The organism is Paenibacillus marchantiae (assembly GCF_028771845.1).
Lineage (GTDB): Bacteria > Bacillota > Bacilli > Paenibacillales > Paenibacillaceae > Paenibacillus > Paenibacillus marchantiae.
The window spans coordinates 4,317,605-4,334,426 of sequence record NZ_CP118270.1 but is presented as its reverse complement, the minus strand read 5'-3'; the positions used below and the strand labels follow the sequence as shown (position 1 = coordinate 4,334,426).

The 16,822-nt window shown below is 45.5% G+C and carries 15 protein-coding genes; 5 read left to right on the top strand and 10 right to left on the bottom strand.

Translation table 11 applies throughout. The features are described 5' to 3' along the window. Positions 1 to 66: 66 nt before the first annotated feature. The 5 genes from PTQ21_RS19795 to PTQ21_RS19775 form a co-directional block, all read right to left on the bottom strand. Positions 67 to 1,428: an LLM class flavin-dependent oxidoreductase gene (locus PTQ21_RS19795; protein ID WP_274566837.1), complete on the bottom strand. Its 1,362-nt coding sequence runs from the start codon at positions 1,426 to 1,428 to the stop codon at positions 67 to 69. Positions 1,429 to 1,504: 76 nt separating this feature from the next. Beyond that, positions 1,505 to 2,443, bottom strand: a complete 939-nt coding sequence (locus PTQ21_RS19790; RefSeq protein ID WP_274566836.1) for an ABC transporter substrate-binding protein — start codon at positions 2,441 to 2,443, stop codon at positions 1,505 to 1,507. 29 nt (positions 2,444 to 2,472) lie between these two features. Further along, complete coding sequence (locus PTQ21_RS19785) at positions 2,473 to 3,123, bottom strand: ABC transporter permease (RefSeq protein ID WP_274566835.1); 651 nt, start codon at positions 3,121 to 3,123, stop codon at positions 2,473 to 2,475. Continuing rightward, on the bottom strand, positions 3,120 to 4,259 hold the full coding sequence (locus PTQ21_RS19780; RefSeq protein WP_274566834.1) for an ABC transporter ATP-binding protein: 1,140 nt from the start codon (positions 4,257 to 4,259) through the stop codon (positions 3,120 to 3,122). Before PTQ21_RS19780 ends, PTQ21_RS19785 begins: the two co-directional genes overlap by 4 nt. Before the next feature lie 297 nt (positions 4,260 to 4,556). Next, complete coding sequence (locus PTQ21_RS19775) at positions 4,557 to 5,303, bottom strand: IclR family transcriptional regulator (RefSeq protein WP_244552066.1); 747 nt, start codon at positions 5,301 to 5,303, stop codon at positions 4,557 to 4,559. 203 nt (positions 5,304 to 5,506) lie between these two features. Here PTQ21_RS19775 and PTQ21_RS19770 point away from each other — a divergent pair, with 203 nt between their 5' ends. The 3 genes from PTQ21_RS19770 to PTQ21_RS19760 all read left to right on the top strand — a co-directional run bounded on the left by PTQ21_RS19770 (position 5,507) and on the right by PTQ21_RS19760 (position 9,320). After that, on the top strand, positions 5,507 to 7,033 hold the full coding sequence (locus PTQ21_RS19770) for a multicopper oxidase family protein (RefSeq protein WP_274566833.1): 1,527 nt from the start codon (positions 5,507 to 5,509) through the stop codon (positions 7,031 to 7,033). A 395-nt stretch (positions 7,034 to 7,428) separates the two neighbouring features. Beyond that, positions 7,429 to 7,914 (top strand): CcdC protein domain-containing protein, encoded by a 486-nt coding sequence (locus PTQ21_RS19765; RefSeq protein ID WP_063565158.1) that lies wholly within the window; start codon positions 7,429 to 7,431, stop codon positions 7,912 to 7,914. Between the two features lie 224 nt (positions 7,915 to 8,138). Beyond that, complete coding sequence (locus PTQ21_RS19760) at positions 8,139 to 9,320, top strand: multidrug effflux MFS transporter (protein ID WP_274566832.1); 1,182 nt, start codon at positions 8,139 to 8,141, stop codon at positions 9,318 to 9,320. A 169-nt stretch (positions 9,321 to 9,489) separates the two neighbouring features. On the opposite strand, the gene PTQ21_RS19755 is transcribed toward PTQ21_RS19760, so the two are convergent. Both PTQ21_RS19755 and PTQ21_RS19750 read right to left on the bottom strand, forming a co-directional pair. After that, entirely contained in the window at positions 9,490 to 10,659 is a 1,170-nt protein-coding gene (locus PTQ21_RS19755) for an MFS transporter (RefSeq protein ID WP_090806129.1), read from the bottom strand. A 91-nt stretch (positions 10,660 to 10,750) separates the two neighbouring features. Further along, on the bottom strand, positions 10,751 to 11,341 hold the full coding sequence (locus PTQ21_RS19750) for a TetR/AcrR family transcriptional regulator (RefSeq protein ID WP_072732740.1): 591 nt from the start codon (positions 11,339 to 11,341) through the stop codon (positions 10,751 to 10,753). 145 nt (positions 11,342 to 11,486) lie between these two features. Here PTQ21_RS19750 and PTQ21_RS19745 point away from each other — a divergent pair, with 145 nt between their 5' ends. Continuing rightward, positions 11,487 to 12,143, top strand: coding sequence for an NADPH-dependent F420 reductase (locus PTQ21_RS19745; RefSeq protein ID WP_063565162.1), 657 nt, complete (start codon positions 11,487 to 11,489; stop codon positions 12,141 to 12,143). A 73-nt stretch (positions 12,144 to 12,216) separates the two neighbouring features. Here the strand turns inward: PTQ21_RS19745 and PTQ21_RS19740 are convergent, their stop codons facing one another. Continuing rightward, complete coding sequence (locus PTQ21_RS19740) at positions 12,217 to 13,095, bottom strand: helix-turn-helix transcriptional regulator (protein WP_274566829.1); 879 nt, start codon at positions 13,093 to 13,095, stop codon at positions 12,217 to 12,219. 135 nt (positions 13,096 to 13,230) lie between these two features. Between PTQ21_RS19740 and PTQ21_RS19735 the strand changes: the two genes are divergently transcribed. Beyond that, a complete protein-coding gene (locus PTQ21_RS19735) occupies positions 13,231 to 15,207 on the top strand; it encodes an alpha-amylase family protein (protein WP_274566828.1) in 1,977 nt (658 codons plus the stop codon). Between the two features lie 114 nt (positions 15,208 to 15,321). Here PTQ21_RS19735 and PTQ21_RS19730 read toward each other — a convergent pair whose 3' ends face one another. Further along, positions 15,322 to 16,380 (bottom strand): threonine aldolase family protein, encoded by a 1,059-nt coding sequence (locus PTQ21_RS19730; RefSeq protein ID WP_064638608.1) that lies wholly within the window; start codon positions 16,378 to 16,380, stop codon positions 15,322 to 15,324. Further along, complete coding sequence (locus PTQ21_RS19725; protein WP_231952523.1) at positions 16,377 to 16,811, bottom strand: MarR family winged helix-turn-helix transcriptional regulator; 435 nt, start codon at positions 16,809 to 16,811, stop codon at positions 16,377 to 16,379. Before PTQ21_RS19725 ends, PTQ21_RS19730 begins: the two co-directional genes overlap by 4 nt. Between the last annotated feature and the right edge of the window lie 11 nt (positions 16,812 to 16,822).

Sequence of the window (16,822 nt, the reverse complement as noted above, 5' to 3'; positions counted from 1 at the left end):
GTCACTCCTCGCTTTCCGTCTCCTGCTAAATCATCACATTAGAGCTATTTGTACTTCCTCGTTGAGTTATCTTTCTGCCGTTCCTAAAGTAATCTTTTCTTGTGAATAGCGGTTCTCTGGTTTGCTGAGTCCAAAATGGTCCCTCAGTGTAGTTCCTTCATATTCTAGGCGCAACAAACCTCTGTGCTGAAGAATGGGCACTACCTCTGCTACAAAATCATCCAGAGCACCAGGAAGGTGAGTAAAGGCAATATTGAATCCATCCGCAGCACCATTGTTGAACCATTCCTCAATATGATCGGCAATCTGCTCGGGAGTTCCGGCAAAAGCCCGTTTGCTTACAATCCGTTTGGCAAGCTGAATCAGCGTCAAATCTTCTTCCTTGAGGATACGTCGGATACGTTGTAAACCACTTTTACTCTGGTTAAAGCCTTCTACTTCAGGTAGAAAAGGCAGCGGTTCATGCAGCGGATAGCCGGAAACGTCTACCCCGATGTAATGTGATAGCAAGTCCAAAGCCAGTCGGTCTGGAGTAAGATTCTCCACAATAGCAAGCTGCTCTGCTGCCTCTTCCGCAGTAGCACCAATAATGGGCATCAAGGCAGGCAATATCTTGATCTCATCGGGAGAACGTCCATATTTGGAAAGCCTTCCCTTGATGTCTTCATACAGCGCTTTCCCTTCTGCGAATGTGCCACCAGGGGCAAATACAATTTCGGCCGTTGCCGCGGCTACCTCTTTACCGGCTTCCGAAGCTCCGGCTTGGATCAAAACAGGATACCCTTGTGGTGGACGGGAGATATTAAGGGGTCCTTTTACTTTAAAATGAGTACCTTCGTAATCCAGATTGTGCAGCTTGTTCTTGTCTGCAAAGTACCCATTTTCCTTGTCGAACAGCAGTGCATCCTCTTCCCAACTATCCCAAAGTCCTTGCGTTGCCTCTACAAATTCTTTCGCACGTTCATATCGCAGCTCATGCTGCAGATGGCGTTCCTTACCGAAGTTCCGGGCCTCTTCGTCCGTCTGAGACGTCACAATATTCCACGCGGCTCGCCCGCCACTGAAATGATCCAGCGTCGCCAGCTTCCGGGCAATATGATACGGATCGTTATAGGTCGTCGAGATGGTCGCCGCCAAACCAATATGAGACGTTACCGCCGCCAGTGCGGACAGTAGTGTGAACGGCTCCGGCCGAATGCTATTGGCATGGCTAATACCGGATTCGAATCGATCCCAGACGTACAGTTCATCGGCGTAGAAGAACATGTCGAATCTTCCACGCTCCGCCGTCTGCGCAATTCTTTTGTAATAATTGAAATCAAGGAGTCCCTCTGCTTCAGACCCGGGATGTCTCCAACTTGAAATATGCTCACCCGCCGGAAAAAACATCATTGCCCCCAGCGCAAGCTGCCGTTTATCATTACTCACAATGCGTCACCCTCTCTTATTAACTCGTTGTTAGACAACGTAATTACCATTAATTATTGATCTATCATGTAGGAATTCACTTGATTAGCCCTTGGGCTTTCAGCCAGTCCCTCGCAACATCAAGTGCCGGTTTCTGATCCTGTTCCACCTCTGCATTCAACTTTTGCATTGCCTTCTCATCCAGTTTTCCTGCCAACTTGTTGAGGACTTCTTTCAACTCCGGATGTTCATCCAGCGTCTGCTCACGAACCAGTGGAAATGCATCATACGGAATAAACACATGCTTGTCATCCTCCAACGCTACGAGGTCATTGGCCAGGATTTGGCTGTCCGTTGAATACGAGAGCTTCACATCAATCAGCTTTTGCTTTATCGCCTGATACTGCAAGGAAGGGTCCTGAATGGACTTTGTCTTCTTGAACTTTGGTTTGTATATGCTCTCTACATAAGGCCAGGCATCTGGGCGATTCAGAAACTCCTCACTGGCTCCAAAAACCAGTTCACCTGATTTCTCAGCAAGTTGAGAAGCTGTCTTTAGCCCATACTTCTCAGCGGTTTCTCTACGTACTGTAAAGACATAGGTATTGTTGAACCCTAGGGGGTCTAGCGCAATCAATTTGTTCTTTTCCTTGAGTTGGGTTACGACTGTTTTAAATGCTTTATCTGCATCAAATTCTGGTTCCTGCTTCAAAATATTGATCAAGGCCGTCCCGCTGTACTCTACATAGGCATCCACATCCCCTGAGTCAATGGCATTCCAGAGCAGTGTGTTGTCCAGCTTCTTAATCTCTGTCTTCAGCTTCGTGTCATTCTCAACCAAGAGTTTGAAGGCGTTGGCCAAAATATCAGACTCTGCGAATCCTTTCGTGGCCAGTACGATGGTATCGTTACGCCCGGACGCATTGGAATTCGAGCACCCCACTGCTGTCAGCACGGTTGTCAACACCAGCCCAAGGGTGATAAGTAGCCTGCCTCCTTTGGTTACATTCCATCTTTTTTTGTTGGTGGTTGTCATGATTGGTGCCCCTCTCCCTAGGTAAAAGCTTAAAATTTATTCAAATGCCGCAACCCCTTTGGGGTAAGTGCCCTGTTAAGAAGCAGCAAAATGAAGTTAACGGAGATTACCAGCAGCGAGACGGGGATGGCCCCTTCCATAATGGTAACCGTATTGATCATGGCAATGCCTCTTGTGATGATATCTCCCAGTCCTCCTGCGGCAATATAGGTCGCAATTGTCGTAAGACTTATCGTTTGCACCGCGACGAGTCTTACGCCGGCCATGATGACACTACGCGCAATCGGAAGCTGAATCATCTTCATCATCTGCCATTTGGTCATGCCCATCCCGGTTCCTGCCTCAATCAGAGAAGGATGAACTCCATTAATACCGACATAGGTGTTCTGGAGCATCGGAAGCACGGCATATAAGGTCAATGCAATAATGGCAGGTGTTGTGCCGATGCCTACCAGCGGAATCATGAATCCGAACAACGCCAGACTTGGAATGGTCTGGATGGCAGAGACTACAGTAATGATTGTATCCGCCATCCGCTTGCGGCTGGTCAGATAAATACCAAGGGGTATTGCAATGATTCCCCCCATGAGGACGGAAATGAGGGACAGATACATGTGCTCTCCCATTTTCTCAACGATCATCGGCCAGTCAGCAGCTAACGTATCCCATATATGGTTCATGCACTGGTCTCCTCTCGGTGAAAGTGTCGACCAATGGCTTCAATAACACCTGAACGGGTTACCGTACCGATTAAACGGTTCTGATCATCCACGACAGGCAATATTCGTTGACTTTGCATCAGTTCGAATACATCAGAGATCGGTGTGTTCTCAAAGAGGGCGCGGGTCCCATTTTTCACAATATCACCGACCTTCATTTTGCTGTCATGCTGCAGATGTTCGCTGATTTCTTCGATTCCTACAATACCCAGCAGTTCTCCCCAATTCCCGGTCACAGCAAGAGCATCAGCCTGATTCAAGCGCAGGAGTTCAAGTGCCTCTGAGATTGTTGAAATATTACTTATCGAGATACCGTCAATCATAATATGCTGTGCCATCCCACTTGGAAAAGAAGGACGAAACCTCTCCTGGCCGATAAATTCGATCACAAAGTCGTTTGCCGGATGGGCCAGCAGCTCCGCAGGTGTACTGTTCTGAATTACCTCACCCTCCTTCAGTAGAATAATCCGATCAGCGATCTTCAACGCTTCTTCAATGTCGTGGGTGACAAAAATTATCGTTTTATGCAGCCGCTGATTCAGCTGGATCAGTTCTTTTTGAAGCTGGACTCGGCTGATGGGATCAAGTGCGCTAAAGGGTTCGTCCATTAAAATAATGGAAGGGTCTGACGCCAATGCACGGGCTACACCGATCCGTTGCTGCTGCCCGCCACTAAGCTCATGGGGATAACGTTTGCTATATTGTTCAGCTGGGAGACCGATCAGGTTCAGTAATAGATCAACCCTCTCTTTTCGTTCTTCCTTTCTCGCTCCCTTAAGCCTCGGAACAATGCCAATATTCTCTTCTATGGTCATATGTGGAAACAAGCCAATTTGCTGAATTACATATCCGATATCGCGCCGGAGTTGGACTGCATCTGCAGCTCCTACATCTCGCCCTTCGACAAGAACTCTTCCCTGACTCGGCTCCTCAAGACGATTGATCATTTTGAGCAGTGTAGTTTTGCCGCAACCCGAGGGCCCAATAATTGTTACAATCTGACCTTTCGGTACCGTAAGATTAAAATCATGCAGCACACTGCCAGAGCCATAATTTTTATTTACATGCTGGAATTCAACTGCCACTGCTTCAGTCATCGTTCTTCCTCTCCCTCCAAAATACAGTAAACAAATTTGTTAACTCGGATAAACAAATAAATTTTTTACATCCTTCAGTCTTCATTTAACTATTATTGCGAATTCTTGCTAAAAAAGAAGAAGGCCTTATTTCACGCCAATAGGCGAAAAACAAGACCTCCACTGTTATGGTCAGCCATTTATTATTAACATGCGATAATTAAATTTCTTATTTCAATAATATTACCAAGAACATTCTTTTGTCAATCATTAATTCCACTATTTCTATCGGGATTAATTGTGATCAGTGATTTTCTTCTATTCCCCTCCAAGTAGATTGGAGAGATGCTTGGACGATTCCATAACGCTATTAATCATTTCGGGTATCCTCTCTTTCGTCCCGCGAAATAAAGGACCCGCAATAGATAGACTTGCCACGACAAGACCATGACTATCCAATACCGGTGCTCCAATCGCAAATACATCGGGATCATATTCTCCTTCAGTACAAGCGAAGCCCTGTTCCTTGACAGCTTTCAAACTATCAATCAATTCCGATCGGTTCCGATCGTTTGTAATATTCGCTACAACCTGCTCAATCGTCTTCTCATTTTCAAAAGCCAGGATACTTTTTCCAGAAGCTCCTTGATGTAAAGGCAAACGTCTACCGTTTTCGATTACAAATTGAATAAGACCTCGACCTTTCACATGTTGAATGCAAACAGCATCATTTCCAGTTCTAACGAACAATAACGAAGTTTCCTGTGTAGACTCCATCAGATTGATCATAATAGGCAATGCAAGTGACAACAACTCACGATGAATTTGTTGATTCAAGCTACGAGCTAAATCCAGAATACGCAAACCAAGTCCGATCTGATTTTTGCCCCTACGCTCCACAATCCCGTTCTTTTCAAGCGTTTGCAAAAAACGATAGGTTGAGCTTTCTGGAATGCTGACCTTTTCTGCGATCTCACTAACTGATAATGTTCCATTCGCCTCAGATAACGCAAATAAAATATCCAAAGCCCTTCCAAGAGTGTTTGTTCCACTTTTCCGATCCAAAGCGACGCTCCCTTTCATTGAAATCATCCATTTCTTTTATCATATAGTGAAAGATTGCGGAAATCACTATCGTTTTACTCGTTTGTATAAATGACATACAAATAGAATGCATACCCAATAGTTATATACAACTAACATAATGAACAAGTTCAAGATCATAAAATTACATAGTAATTCTAACCGTAGGGAGGCTCCCAATTCTTATGCCTGACAAGATAAAACTACAAAAATTCGTGGATGAACTGCCTATTCCAAACACATTATCTCCTAGGAAGCGAAGCAGTAATAGTTCTTATTACGAAGTGACTATGAAGGAGTTTTCTCAGAAGCTGCATAGAGACCTCGGGCCTACCCGTTTATGGGGTTATGACGGAACATTTCCAGGTCCTACGTTTGAAGTGATGAAGAATGAAACCGTGTTTGTTAAATGGATGAACGACCTGCCCAATAAGCACTTTCTTCCCGTTGATACTACGATTCATGGTTCGGAAATTACTGTTCCAGAGGGTAGGAGCGTTGTGCATTTACATGGAGGAAGAACGCCAGCTCATAGTGATGGCTACCCCGAAGCTTGGTTTACGAGAAATTTTGAGCAAACGGGACCTTTGTTTGAACGAGAGGTTTATACGTATCCAAATATTGAACGAGCTACAATGTTATGGTACCACGATCATACAGTAGGCATTACAAGATTGAACGTCTACGCAGGACTCGCGGGATTTTATTTCATTCGAGACCAAAATGAACAATCCCTTAATCTTCCGAAAGGAAAATATGAAATCCCTCTACTCATTGTGGACCGATCTTTCAATCCGGACGGATCTCTAAACTACCCCAGCAAACCGGATCAAAACGATGCAAACTTGCCTCATCCTTCCCTTGTTCCTCCTTTTGATGCGGATACCATTCTGATAAACGGCAAGGTTTATCCATTTTTGGAGGTAGAACCAAGAAAATACCGTTTTCGAATTTTAAACGCATCCAATAGTCGAATCCTTACATTAAAAATGGAATCCAATCAACCATTTTATCAACTTGGAACCGATAGCGGCTTTCTTGAGACAACAATAAGAATAAACGAATTTGTACTTTTAAGTGCCGAGCGTATAGATGTGATCATTGATTTTTCTCAATATTATGGTCAAACTATTATTCTCAAAAATGTCACCAAGAGTGCGTCCCCTGAAACAATAGATATCATGCAATTCAGAATAAGTGTCCCATTAAAAAGTATAGATACCAGCTCACTTCCATTTTATTTAGAAGCATTCGATCGACTCCCAAAAAGTATGGCAAAGAGAACAAGATATTTAACACTTGTCAGAGTGAAGGATCAATATGGTCGCTCTTTAAATCTATTAGATGGAAAAATGTGGATGGATCGAATTTCCGAAAGAATTGAAGTAAATACGATTGAAATCTGGCGTATCATTAATATCATTGATGATGACCCTCACCCCATTCATATTCATTTGGTTGATTTTCAAATTCTTGATCGTCAACCTTTTGATGTTTCTCATTTTCAGAAAACCGGAAAACTTATTTTCACAGGCCCCCCCACTCCTCCTAATCAGTATGAAATGGGATTAAAAGATACTGTAGCAACCCCCTTCGGTTACGTTACAACGATTATTGCTCGTTTCGGACCTTTTACCGGGCGTTATGTATGGCATTGTCACATGCTTGAGCATGAAGACTACGAAATGATGCGACCGTTTGATATTTTTTAGCTCACTCCAGCACTGCAATGAATGAGTGGACATATCCAAAAAAATCACTAAAAAAGAGATATGTACCAGCTAACGGAACTTATAACGAACAAGTAGTTGTCCGTTGCCACCATCAGGGCCGTTACGATCTAACTGTAAAAAATTGCTGCGGTCAAGTTGTTCTACTTCGTCAAATTGAGCGACAGGTGCCTTCCGAGGTCATAGCCCTGTCACATAGACAATAAAAAAAGATTTTTGAAGCGGCGACTTTTTCCCGGATTCAATTGGGAAGAGGTCGCCCTATTTGTTTTGGGAAGATGACAAAAGTCACCTTAAACGAATTACTTTGTACACTGATATAAATTTTAAATATCCTCGATACTTAGGTTACACAAAAAACAGACGAGGTGCTTACCATGAATCCAATATCTTTAACAATCTCATTATTAATTGTCGTGCTTATCTTAAGGGGCGTTATCCAGGGCAGCAAGAAGCCATTGCACGAATCAGGCCGGAAATTATTAATTCCGATCCTTTATATCTCTTCATCTTTGTTTGAATTGTTCGACCCTACATTGGTGCTTACATCAGGCAGAATGATCAGTTCGATCGCTATAGGTGCAATTCTGTCGATCCCATTAATTCTGGTGACGCAATTCGAGCGGAAATCGGATGGCAAGATGTATTATAAAAGAAACGTATCTCTTTATGTTTTAATTATTGTTATCTTCTCGATCCGATTCTTTGACTTCTTGTTCATCTCAGGCATTGATCCCAAGACTCTTGGATTCCTGAATAATGTAGTTGCCCTGTCCTATATTGCCATTTGGCGAATAGCTAGCTTCATTAAATTTCATAATTCCAAGTCTAGTACGTTCAGAGCTTGGGACAAAACTGCTTAATCGTACGATTAGCTAGAGCTGGTTGACTTGGCATATCAAGCATGTTAACCTAGGCCGAGTATTAACAATGATTGTCAAACCCTCCTACTCTTATAATGATGAAAGGTAATTCAACAAATGATGATTTATAGTCGTCTCGCCATCATGATGCCCCCCTTTCCCTAGCTAGGCTCATATTCTTGTTGTCATAACAGAGTATAAGCTTGTAGGAGGGCTAATATATAATGAAGAAATATGCTGTACCATCTTTGCTTTTAATGATTGTTCTTATCGCTTTTCCACAAATCAGCGAAACCATCTACACTCCATCTCTGCCAGATATCGCAGCAGCACTTGGTGTATCTAATAGTTCCGTACAATTCACGTTAAGCATCTATTTTATAGGATTTGCATTAGGCGTTTTCTGCTGGGGCTGGCTGTCCGACTTGATTGGTCGCAGACCTGCAATGCTGGGCGGTCTCATCGTATATGGGATCGGAAGCTTGATGTGCTTTTATTCGGAATCAATTCAGTTGCTTCTCGTCAGCCGTTTCGTACAGGCTTTCGGTGCCGCAACTGGCTCGATTATCACCCAAACCATGCTTCGCGAAAGTGTATCGGGAGATCGAAGACATGCGATGTTTGCCCAAATCTCTGCTGTCATTGCATTTACACCGGCAGTTGGACCACTGATTGGTGGTTGGATTGATCAGGCCCTTGGCTTCAGATGGGTATTCTTTGCGTTAGTACTGATGAGCGTTTTGTTGTTCATATATGCTTTTATTAAACTGCCGGAGACAACGAACGTTTCTTTACGATCCAAGGTGGCTATACTTCCGGTTGTTAAAAAGATGCTCGCCATGCCGCGCGTAATGGTGTTTGGCGTATTGATCGGTGGTATTAACGGAGTTTTATTCAGTTATTATGCCGAAGCTCCCTTCATCTTCATTGAACACTTTGATCTGTCGCCTGGCGTTTATGGTTTTCTGGGCATTATTGTGGCCTTGGCATCGGTGTTCGGTGCAATGATCTCCAAAAGATTATTGACCGTTTACGCACCGGAAAAGATTATTCGTTTGGGTTGTCTGGTCATGACCAGCGGGGCTCTGCTCCTAACCCTTGGAAGCAGATTGTCTATGCTGCCCAATCTTTTGCAAATCATCTGCATGTTAACTGCCATGTTTGTTCTGTTGATTGGCGCAGGTATTGCTTTGCCCAATTGTCTAAGTCTTGCGCTTGTTCATTTTCAAGATGTAATTGGCACAGCAGGTGCCATATTCAGCTTGGGCTACTATTTGCTGGTAAGCCTTACGACATGGGGAATGGGTGCTCTGCATAACGGTTCATTGCTGATAATGCCCTTATATTTTCTAATCATTAGCGTCGGAATGTTGTGGCTTGGCAAAAGATTTATCTCAGAAGAATAATTTATTAGGGTAATTCATTTGTATTATAAATAATACGAAGAAATGTCCCGGGGCACATTTCAAAAAAATAGAAGCAGTCCAGTACTTTTATCGTATCTGGGCTGCTCTTATTCATATTGTTGAACACCACACCATATTCTGAAAGCCAAATCGGCTTATCAAACGCTTTTTAATGTTTTATATCCATATCTGCAACCTTAACTTTGAAGATTCCACGCATATACGGAAGCAGCGAAATTACACCTACCAAAGCCAACACAACCCCGACCCAGATCGGCGCAACCAGGCCGTAACCGGCACTAATGGCCAAGCCACCAACAGAAGACCCTACCACTACACCAAAGGTGACGATCGCGGTATGAACGGTGTTCACCATCAGACCACTTCCTCCCGCGCGTATCACTCGCGCGACCATAGGCGGATTCATTGGAACCCCGACCAACCCGATGATGACTACAGCAGGAATAACCACGGCAGCTGTATGTACGCCAATGGCGAATGTCAGAAGACCAAACGTCAAGAGAACAAGCCCTATCGTTAGAATCAGCATGGTGTATCGGTCCGCCAGTCGACCAGTAATCAGATTACCAACAACCGTAGCAGCTCCATACACAACAAACAATAGTGGCACCGCGGACGTTGAAAAGCCCGTCAGCTCTGTAAAAATTGGAGCAAAGTAGCTGAATGCTGCAAAGGTAGCTCCTATAATAAGAAAACTTGTCAGGTAAGCCGCCCATAGCTTGCGATTGCGAAAAGATTTCATTTCATGACGCAAACTTGTGGGCTCCGGTCTAGATAATACAGGGATCAACCTCAATGCAGTTACTCCTGACAGTAGAACAAGAATGGCGACCGCCCAAAAACTGAAACGCCAGCCATAAGCATCGGCCACCCACGTTGCAGCAGGTGTACCCAGAACCGTGGCGATCATAAGACCACCGAAGATTATCGACACCGCCCGTCCCCGCTGGTTTTCTTCCACCAGCGAAGCAGAGATCGAGATTGATACGCCAAAAGCAGCCGAGGAAGCAACACCTGCTATGATGCGTGAGGCCATCATAACCTCATAGCTACCTGCGATCGCGCCAAGCAACTGTCCAGCGAGAAACACACCGGTTAGCATAATAAATGCTTTTTTCCTAGGCATATTCAGCAGAGCAGCGGTTAGTAAGGGACCTCCTACGACCATCCCCGCTGAAAAGGCTGTAATCAAATATCCTACTTGCGAGACAGATACTCCAAATTCCCCCGCAAGTGTATTCATCATTCCAGCTACCATAAATTCTGAGGTAGTCATGCAAAAAATAGCCAAGCTAAGCACATAGATTGCCAATGGCATCTTCAATTCCCCTTTTCATATGAGTTATAAAACCACACTATTGTAATGATCGGTACAAAACTAATGCAAAAAAAAGTGCCGGATTACCCGGCTAGTAAATAGCTGCCAATGTACCTTCTACAATACTTTTTGCCAGATCACGGTTCTGTGAAGAACTGTTAAGCACGCGAAGTCCGTAATAGCTGCTTAGGAACAGGCTTGCCAGTTCTTTGGCTGGTCTCCCTGAAGTAATCTCTCCTGTCTGGACACCCTGCTCCATCAGATTATAAAGTGCATCCTCCAACAATCCGATATGCCGTGTCACCACTTCTTCAACCATAGGATCAACCCGTGCCCGTTCCATTGCTGCATTAATTAGGAGACAGCCTCTTCGCCCTGATTCCGAGAAATCTTCCTGTACACCCCACTCCAGCAGGCCGCGTAATCTTTCTTTCAACGGTAAGGGGCTCTGTAAAATCTCGCTTTGCTCCCGTATTCCTTCCTCATGGTAACGCTGGAGTACCTTTTCATATAAATCATGTTTGCTACCAAACGCATTATATAAACTGCCCTTCCCGAGACCGGTCTGTTTACATAGATCCTCAGTAGAGCACCCTTCGTATCCGTTCAACCAAAAGGCATCCATGGCTGCGTCAATCACAGCCGTATCCTTAAATTCTCGTGGTCTTCCACCTCTGGTCACTTCATTTCCTCCCTTCTCAACGAAATAATAAATCTTAGTATAGGTAATTTGTAACGTTCAGTCAAGAAGTTGTTTACAGCTCTATTGTTCTCTGTTACAGTGAAGAGGTCATACCATATTAAATCGGGAAAGGAAGTCGGAATAAATGAAAATCGCAATTATTGGAACGGGAAATATCGGTGGTAATCTCACCCGTCGTCTCACCAAACTTGGTCATGATGTCTCGATTGCTAACTCGCGCGGTCCTCATACCTTGACGGATCTAGCTGAAGAGACAGGCGCAAAACCGCTTGAAGTAACGGACGTCGCCCATGGAGCCGAGCTGGTCATTGTAACGATTCCACAAAAGAATATTCCGGATCTCCCTGATGGTATCTTAGACCAAACTGCACCTGGTGCTGCCATTATTGACACCGGGAACTATTACCCCCGTCAGCGTGACGGCTTTATTGCCGAGATCGAGGGTGGCTTACCTGAAAGCCGCTGGGTCGAGCAATTCTTGAAACATCCTGTCAACAAAGCCTTTAATGGGATTTCCGCTGTTAATCTGCTTGAACGTGGACTGCCTGCCGGCTCACCGGATCGACTTGCTCTCCCGGTAGCTGGTGATGATCCGGATACAAAGAAAATTGTACTTCAACTTGTCGAAGAGTTGGGATTTGACGCCATAGACGCCGGCGGTTTGGACGAATCGTGGCGCCAACAACCGGGGACTCCTAGTTACCAGGAGCATGGAGCGGATAGTCTTCGGCAGGCCTTATCGAATGCTAGTCCTGTACGAAGCGAGGACTTTAAAGCTTGATCATTTGAAATTCCAGGACATTGAATACGTCATCATCCACCGCCCTTTCGGGCGGTTTTTCGTTTGATCATGTCTATTCCATAAAATACAACTGATGCTTCTTGCGGTACTCTCCAGGCGTAAGGGAGGTTTGACGTTTGAACAACCGAGTAAAATAGTTATGGTCCTGCAGTCCACACAACTCGCCGATACGCTTCAGCGGAAGCTCCGAATGTGCCAATAACCGCTTGGCCTTCTCCATTTGCAGGTGATGCCTGTATTGGAGCGGGCTCATCCCCGTACACTGCTTCAGGCAGCGGGCCAGGTAATCAAAATGATAAAGCAGATCACGCTCCATCTGTCCTGAATCAAACGGCTGATCGAGGCGTTGACCAAGATAAGTTGCCACCTTCTCGCTTAGAAAATAGGAACGAGCCTGCGGGCTGTTCTGTCTCATTCCCTTCTGTAATTGCAGTAGGAATTGGCCCAACAGAACATGAAGCTCGAAGGAACGCTGACGGGTGAGTACATGGTGCAGCTCAAGCATTTCTTTCAGTATCGGCTCCAGGTTACGTAGATCCACCGCGGCGAATTTGGGAATTTCAATGACTCCTGGGGGAGCCTCAATATCCTGGTCTGTTTGTTGAAGCAAAGGCTGCTCCCAAGTCGTCTTTTCTTTCAAAATCATCTTTTGCACAGAGGGAAGCTGGAAATGAATCCAGTATACTTCCGTCTGCACATCCGTTGGTCTATAGCCACGGTGGTCTTTGCCAGTTTCAAGAACCAGCATCATACCTTCCGCAATCTCGTAACGGAGGCCATCTTCCTCCATGTACAGCGCTCCTTTGGCGCAAATAATAAGATCGAACACATCAAAGCTACGCTGGGCATGCTGCATCCCCGGTTGCCATTCGGTGTGCCCAATGGCTGCTAATAGCGGAAACGGCGGAACTTGAAGTTCAAGTACAAGCATGAGATCCCTCCTTTGTTCAGAATGTAGAGAATGTGCTATATGTAGTCGTAATTGTCAGCTGTATCGGAGCTGAAGATCGATTAGAGTGGTAGATATAATATGATTCTATCATTTAATGACCAGGGGGATGCAAGCATGAAATTTCGTCAAATTCATCTCGATTTTCATACGTCAGAAGCCATTGAAGGCATTGGCCGTGATTTTTCGAAGCAGCAATTTCAGGAGATGCTTAAGACTGGATACGTCGATTCCATCACCATTTTCTCCAAGTGCCATCATGGCTGGGCCTATCACCCGACAACCGCCAATCAAATGCATCCACATCTGAATTTCGATCTTCTGGGTGCCCAGATTGAAGCTGCTCATGAGATAGGTGTGAAGACACCGGTCTATCTCTCTGCTGGCCTGGATGAGCGACTCGCCCGCAAGCATCCTCAGTGGCTCATCCGCAATCAGCAGGAGCAAATCAGTTGGACAGCCGACTTCATGACACCGGGATATCATCAATTTTGCATGAATACCCCTTATCTTGACGTGCTTACCCTACAGGTCGAGGAAGTCGTAAAGAATTATGATGCGGACGGCATCTTCCTCGATATCGTTGGTGTTCGGGAATGTTATTGTCAATATTGTGTTGCCGAGATTCGCTCACAGGGCTCCGATCCACGAAACATTCAAGATATGAAAAAACTGTGGGAACAGACGTATGCTCGTTATGCTAATCGAATGAACGAGACTGTGCATGCAGTGAAACCCGGATTACCAGTGTTCCACAACAGCAGTCACGTCGACCGAGGGCGGCGGGATCTCGCCCATGTGAATACCCATCTGGAGTTGGAATCGCTACCAACGGGCGGCTGGGGGTACGACCACTTCCCCCTCTCTGCACGTTATGCGCAAACCCTGGGCATGGATTTCCTCGGCATGACCGGAAAATTCCATACTTCCTGGGGCGAATTCGGTGGATACAAGCACCCCAACGCGCTGCGTTATGAAACTGCGCTGAGCCTTGCGAACGGAGCTCGCTGCTCCATTGGAGATCAGCTGCATCCAGGTGGTCAGATGGACATTGCCACGTATTCGTTGATCGGGGAAGCTTACCGTGAGGTAGAAGCAAAGGAAGAATGGTGTCGCGATACTACCGCTATGGCCGATATCGCGTTGCTGTCAGTGGAAGCAGCCTTATGGGAATCCGGAGGCGATCCTCATAACCAGCACAAACACCACGATACCGGTGCTGTAAGAGTTTTGCTGGAAGGCCACTATCTCTTCGATGTAGTAGATCTGCAGGCTGATCTATCCAAATATAAAGTTGTTATTTTGCCGGATGCCATTAGCATTACAGAGTCAATCAAAACCAAACTGACAGCCTTTCTTGCCGGGAGCGGCAAAATTCTCGCCACTGGCCGTTCCGGACTCTCACCGGATGGAACGGGCTTTGAATTCGATTGGGGTGTAGAATATCAGGAGGTTTCCCCATTCCGTCCCTCCTATTTCCGTCCGAGTTTCGAGCTTCCTTCCCTGCGTACAGCCTCTTTTGTCATGTATACCGAAGGACAGAATACAGTGCCAACGAGAGACGGCATTGTACTTGGTAGTAAGGAGAATTCATATTTTAACCGTGACTTGTTCACGTTCTGCTCTCACCAGCATACCCCTTCTGATCTGCAGGAATCGGGAACTGGCATGGCTGAAGGTCAGGATGGAATCTATATCGCGTGGAATGTTTTTGAAGATTATGCGACGAAGGGGAGCTTGGCTGTCAAGGAAATCATCTGTTACGCGCTGGACCGTTTACTGAGTAACAACAAGTCGCTGATGACCAACCTGCCTGCCCAAGGGGTTACGACGCTGCAGGTGCAGAAGAACTCGAACCGTTGGGTGAATCATCTGCTGTATGCCTCTCCAGTACGTAGAGGACAAGGTGTGGAAGTTATCGAGGATATCCCTTCACTTATCAATACAGAGGTGACGGTTGCGGCGGCTGAAAAAGTACAGGACGTGTATCTCGCTCCTCAGAACCATAGTCTCCCATTCAGTCAGGTGAACGGCCTTGTGACCTTCACGATACCGGAGTGGTCCTGTCATCAAATGGTCGTGATTCAATTTTAGAAGTACATTCATGGAACATATAACAGCAAACAAAAAAAGAAGTCGCCATCAACATGGCGACTTCTTCTTTGGCGTTTTACTCCGCCATATATACTAACCTTTAGTGATTAATGATTACACACAAGCTTTCAATTTGTTCAGAGCCTGGGAAATATCACGAATCAGTGAGTCCACATTTTCCCGCTGGGTTGCCCAACTGGTACAAAAACGAACGACGCTGTGTGTATCGGACACCTTTTCCCAGAATGTGAACGAGTAACGGCTGCGTAAATCCTGAAGCAGATCATCTGGCAGAATCGGAAATTGCTGATTGGTTGGTGAATCATATAGGAAAGTAATACCTTGCTCCGCAAGCGAATCATGAATTAACATGGCCATGTCCACCGCATGCTGGGAAATTTCAAGATACAGACCATCTTCAAACAGCGTTTCAAATTGAATCCCCAACAATCTGCCTTTGGCAAGCAGGCCGCCTTTTTGTTTGATCATATAACGAAAATCTGGCTTAAGCTTGTCGTTCAGGATGACTACCGCTTCTCCCATCAATGCTCCGATCTTGGTTCCGCCAATATAGAATACATCACATAGGCGTGCGAGATCAGCGAGAGTCGTATCACAATTCCGGGAAGCAAGAGCATACCCAAGACGCGCCCCATCAATAAAGAACGGGAGACCACACTGTTGGCTCACATTAAATAATGCTTGCAGCTCTGCCTTGCTGTACATCGTACCGTTCTCAGTAGGCTGGGATATGTAAACCATTCCGGGCTGGACACAATGTTCAGGTGCTGCATCATTCCAATGGGCATCATAGACCGCTTTGACCTGATCTGACGTGATCTTCCCATCCTCGCTTGGTACCGTGATCACTTTGTGACCTGTGGCTTCGATCGCTCCCGTCTCATGGACCGCGATGTGGCCCGAAGTCGCTGCAATCACGCCTTGGTATGGACGCAAAATGGAGGCAATAACCGTTGTATTGGTCTGTGTACCACCAACCAAAAAATGCACATCCGCCTGTTCATTTTCACAAGCTTGTCGAATAAGGCTTCTCGCCCGATCACAATGGGCATCTTTACCGTAACCGCTCGTTTGTTCCATGTTCGTTGAAATTAGTCTTTGCAAAATGCGCTCATGCGCGCCTTCGTTGTAATCACATTCGAATCGTATCATCGTCTTGTCTCTCCTGCTCTTTTGTTCAACTTATCCTGAATATTCATCATTGAAGCGTAAACTTCTCTGATCTCTTCCTCATCCAAACCTTGCATTAACTTCACAATCTGCTGATCTGAACGTTCATTCAACTCACCGTAAAGCTCCTGCCCTTTTTCAGTCAGGCGAATCAAACTAACGCGGCTGTCAGCAGCTGAATCCACTTTCATCAGCAGCCCTTCTCGGGTCAGTTTACTTACAATTCGGCTCATGTAGCTGCGATCAATGGTCAGTGTATCCACCAGATTGTTCGCAATGCTCTCCCCTTGAATGCCAATTTCAATAATGACCCTTGCTTCAGCGAAGGAGTATCCCGTTCCCAGGATATGTTTATCGAGTACACCGAGTATATTGGTATAAAAACGGTTAAAACGCCGCATTTCAGTCAACATATCTGCATTTA